This window comes from Aquifex sp., assembly GCF_056494385.1.
The window spans coordinates 1-4,295 of sequence record NZ_JBSLZM010000082.1 but is presented as its reverse complement, the minus strand read 5'-3'; the positions used below and the strand labels follow the sequence as shown (position 1 = coordinate 4,295).

General features: G+C 44.3%; 5 protein-coding genes. All 5 read right to left on the bottom strand.

The window, feature by feature from the left end:
* Positions 1-217, bottom strand: a 217-nt coding sequence (locus ACWB1W_RS06390; RefSeq protein ID WP_479370548.1) for a hypothetical protein, incomplete at its 3' end; no start/stop codon positions are given.
* 30 nt (positions 218-247) lie between these two features.
* The gene (gene csx2 / locus ACWB1W_RS06385; protein ID WP_479370547.1) at positions 248-1,441 is read right to left on the bottom strand and encodes a TIGR02221 family CRISPR-associated protein; all 1,194 of its coding nucleotides are present in this window, start codon (positions 1,439-1,441) and stop codon (positions 248-250) included.
* Position 1,442: 1 nt separating this feature from the next.
* Positions 1,443-2,579, bottom strand: a complete 1,137-nt coding sequence (gene csm5, locus ACWB1W_RS06380; protein ID WP_479370546.1) for a type III-A CRISPR-associated RAMP protein Csm5 — start codon at positions 2,577-2,579, stop codon at positions 1,443-1,445.
* Complete coding sequence (gene csm4, locus ACWB1W_RS06375; protein WP_479370545.1) at positions 2,579-3,517, bottom strand: type III-A CRISPR-associated RAMP protein Csm4; 939 nt, start codon at positions 3,515-3,517, stop codon at positions 2,579-2,581. Before csm4 ends, csm5 begins: the two co-directional genes overlap by 1 nt.
* Positions 3,518-3,523: 6 nt before the next feature.
* Positions 3,524-4,295: type III-A CRISPR-associated RAMP protein Csm3 (gene csm3 / locus ACWB1W_RS06370; protein WP_479370544.1), on the bottom strand; the 772-nt coding region annotated here is incomplete at its 5' end.

Sequence of the window (4,295 nt, the reverse complement as noted above, 5' to 3'; positions counted from 1 at the left end):
CGTCATCGTAGTAGTAGGAGGATGTAGAAGAAAACATATCATCTTCGGAAATGATATCATCCTCCGAGCTATCCGTTGAGCGGTAGCGATAGTAGTCATCTTCTGAGAAGCTGTTGTCGTCTTCATCAGAGTAGAACTCAGAACTCCTTGAGGTCTGGAAATGAGGCTCTTCCTCTGACCTGAACCATCTGTAAAACCCGAAAGGCAGGAGTACCAAGAGAACCAGAAGCATAAGGATTTCCATAACCTACACCCCTACACTTTCCTTGAGCCTGTTTGTATCCTTGATAAATCTTCCTTCTCTTAATATAGCCTCAGTAGAATCTATATAGCCCTTTAGAGTATCAACCGCTTCCCTTATATCACCTTCACTCACGCTTTTTTTCATGAAGGCGTGTCCGGTCTTGTTCCTAAGTTCCTGTATTTTGCTGAATAGGCTATTTGCCTCTTTTGTAAACACTCTGTGTTCTCTACAGTCATTCCTGAATACACCACCGAGCTTTTCTCTTCTCTTATCAAGGTAATCAAGCCCGATGGTTTCCATTATGTACGTGAATATAGTTTCCTCAAGTGCAATGAGCGCTTCTGAATACCTCCTCTTTTCAAAGAGCCACTTGACGAGTTTGAGCTGTCTTTCCCAGGCGCTTCCGTAGGAAGAAAACTTGAGAGCTTCCGAAAGTATGGAATCCTTTAGAAGCTCCATAGCTTCAAATCCGATAGGGATCTCCCTTATGTCTTCAAGGCAGTTTATAAGGTCTCTTGTGGACTTAGTTATCAAATCAAGAGCGTTAAAGCTTACGGCCTGTGAAAACTTCTCCAGAACTTTGGGAAGGGAATTTATTCTTCCTAAGCTCTTTTTATCAGGATAGCTTTGTGCTTTTTTCTTTATGAGTTCAGCTATAGAAAGTCCGTCTCCGTATTGGGTAAACAGGGTAAAACCTTCTATCCACTCGTTCAGCTCTATAAAGGGAAGGAGGTCTATTATGGGAACTGTGCCATCTTCGGACTTAGCCTCGTATATGCCATAGTACACGCCTCTTATTCGTGCGCCTTTAACCTTTGTAAAGAGGTTTACCATCGTGGTGGTCATCAAGGGAATGGACCTAAAGCCATGAGTTATATCCATATATAGCTCCTTTCCCTGAACATTTATGGAATAAACCTTCCTGAACATATCCCAGAACTCTTCCTGATTCCTGCCATAGGGTATCACAACTTTTTTGTAGTCTTTAATCAGGCTGTCCGCCAATTCCCACAGAGACTCTGATGTGCCTACTATGTAAACCTCATCGGGTTTTATATACTCAATCAGTGCATGGGCAACGAGCTTGGTTTTGTAGGTCTTTCCGTTTGGTAGGGCGTAAGGAACCTCAAAGTAATCATATTTCTTAGTCTCTTTATTAAACTGACCTCTCCCGAGGGTGGTAATTAAGATTTTCATTTCATTCCTCCTCCTCCACTAACCTGCACCATCCGAGGGTTTTGCCTTCCGAGGTTAGTTTTCTCGTCTTGTTGACATCACCGCTGAATTTGGGTACTACTTCTTTGTAGAGCTTTTTGTAGAGCTCCTTGTTCCCCATAAGAATGGGGATGGTTAAAGTCACACTTAAGAATCCCTGATGTTTGCCTATCCTGAGCAGGAAATCTCCTTTTGCAATAGCCTCTTCGGGCTCTTTGAGTGGATCTCCACTTATCTCGGAAGTGTGTTTTTCAAAATACTCCCTATCTACATCAAGTAAAAATCTGTAGAATTCAATAGCACTTTCTCTCATAAACTCAAGGTCAAGAAGCTCTATGTAAGGGTTTTCTGTTACCTTTGAAAGGGCTTTCTTTGAGTCCTTATCTATGTGAACCTTTAGTTCAAAACTCGTTCCGGGTTTGAGGAGTTCGTTAACTTCCTGTATGGGCTCACTTGAACCTATCACATTAACAGAATCCACATATAGGGCTGTGGAAGGTTCAGCCTCCGCGGTATCGGAAACCTCAACCGCCTTAAAGAGGTCGTACTTTGCGTCATTGGGAGCCCCTCTCCTGAGAATGAGGGACTCAATTTTTGAGTGAGCCTTGTTAAATTCTCCTTGTTTTTCTTTGTTATTCATCTTATCAATTTTTGCGAGCAACCCCTCTACTATTTGGACTATCTTTCTCAACAAAAATTGGTTATTTTTCCTTAGTTCCCTCAGGATAATCCCGAAGAGAAAGGCGGTCCTCAGAGCACCCTTTACCTCAGAGCCGGGAATATAAACTTTGTTCTTGCTCTTTATAAAGCTCTTTATGGTTCTGTACTCTCTTCCTCCTCTGAGATTAGTTCTCAGTTCAAGGGTGTACAGGGGTTCCATAGATATGCCTTCATTTCTAAGGAAGTCTCCGAAACATTTCCTAAAGCCGTATTCCTTAACTTCATCTCTGAGGGCTATCAGCAGGTTCCTGAGACGTGGACCTTTATAGATTTTTGCAAGGGATGAAGCTATGTATTCTGCAGGATAAACATGAAGCTTTCTTCCTTCAAAACTGTACTCCCAAGGGATTATTTCTTCCCCGCTTCCTATATGAACCGGTGAGAGGGCTTCTATCTTCATCACTGCCACCTCACGTACAGGGGGAAGGCGTATCCATACTGATAAACTGTTACACCTTTCCCTTCGTCCCTTATGACTTCCTTTAGCTCACCGTAGAAATCTTTTTTGGTTTTAACCCTAATATTTGAGCCTCTGTCAATGTACATGACCTTTTTCTTTATTATCGTCGGGGTGGGTGCGTAGAAGTAGTTATCTGCAACTCCCATAAGGGGTTTTGGCTCAAAGAGACTTTCTTCAAGCACAAAGGAATCATCGTAAAAGTGAGGGGAAAGACTTATAAAATTCTCGGTTGGCTCAAAGTGTTTTACCAACCACTCAGGTACATCGCCGAATCTAATTTCGTATCTTCCCATACCTGTGGATCTATTACCGCCGAGTTGAACGAAGCGCAGGGCTGACTTTACAGGTGCCTCAAACTCCTCCTGATAAAAGAGGAAGAAAACCGAGAAGGGAAGGGAAAGGTAGAAAACCTCCTCGTTGTAGAGCTCTCCTCCGCTTGTAGTCCAGGTTATCCTGTTTATGCTTGCATGGACGGTGTTAAGAGAGCTGTAAAACTCGCCATCCTCTGCAAATTGGGAAAGCTCTCCGCTTGTTTTTACCCTGCCTTCAAGCACAGCTCTGAAGGCGTTTTCGCTAATGTACTGGATCTTCTTAACTTTCTTTCTGAGCCTGTAGCTCTCAAGAGTAAGTTCCTCTTCCGAGTTCTCTTCAAGGAGGGGTTTGGGAAAGAAGAGCGTCTTTTCCCTGATAAATATGGGGGAGGATATGAGAAAAGGCGGATTCTCCTTAAACCTTTCAAGCATGTCAGTCAGAGCTTCCTCTCCTTCAAGGATTCTTATACCCCAGCATATGGCGCCAAAGAGTGTATAGCTTTCCGGGTATCCCTTGAAGGCGGAACGGGGCAGGAAATCAGCCCTGAGAGCTTTCTTTGGTACCATCCCCCCTTAACCTCCCAAAACCTCCATAGCCTCAGCAGGTGTGTTGAACTTACCCTTAACCTCCTCACCTGTACCATTTTTGTAGAACTCCGCAGGTCTCCACCTTACCTCTATCTCCTCAAACCTAACCCTTCCCGAGCCTCTTGAGCCATAGCCTCCGAGGAAGTTATCTTCAAGCTTCTGCATACCCTGAAGGATTACCTTGAGAAGGTTTTCATCACCTTCTTTGTAGCAGTCAAAGACGATTGTGCCTTCAAAGACCGCTCCCGCCGGAATCCTCTCCACCTTGCGGGGATTTGCACGGGAAGTTATACGGTTGATCTGATTTTCAGTTTTTATCTCTGTGAAGATTCCCCTTCCGAGGGCTTCTTGGAGATCGTTGAGGGTTTCTTCTGTTGGGTAGAGGTCAAAGAACTTGGCTCTCGGAGGTCCGGGCTGTTCTTCTTTGGACAGATTTTCGTAAGTTTTCGCATCTCCGGTGCCGAAAACTATACATATTTCACATCTCCCACAGTCACAGGGTTTTCCCGCCTTCTCAAGATCATCATTCTTACTGTACATTGCCTCAACCCGTCCATAGACCCACTCAAGTAGGCTCCTCATCTTCCCTTTTATTGAGGATCCCGGTATGTAAGGTGCGCCTTTGGGAAGTGGCTTGTCCTTACCGTAGTAGTCGGGAATATCTGCAGGCACTTTCATGACCGGGTTATCGGTACCTCCGATGTCAAACTCTTCCTTTGAACCTCCCACCCTCAGACCCGTGAGGGCTTTAAGCTTA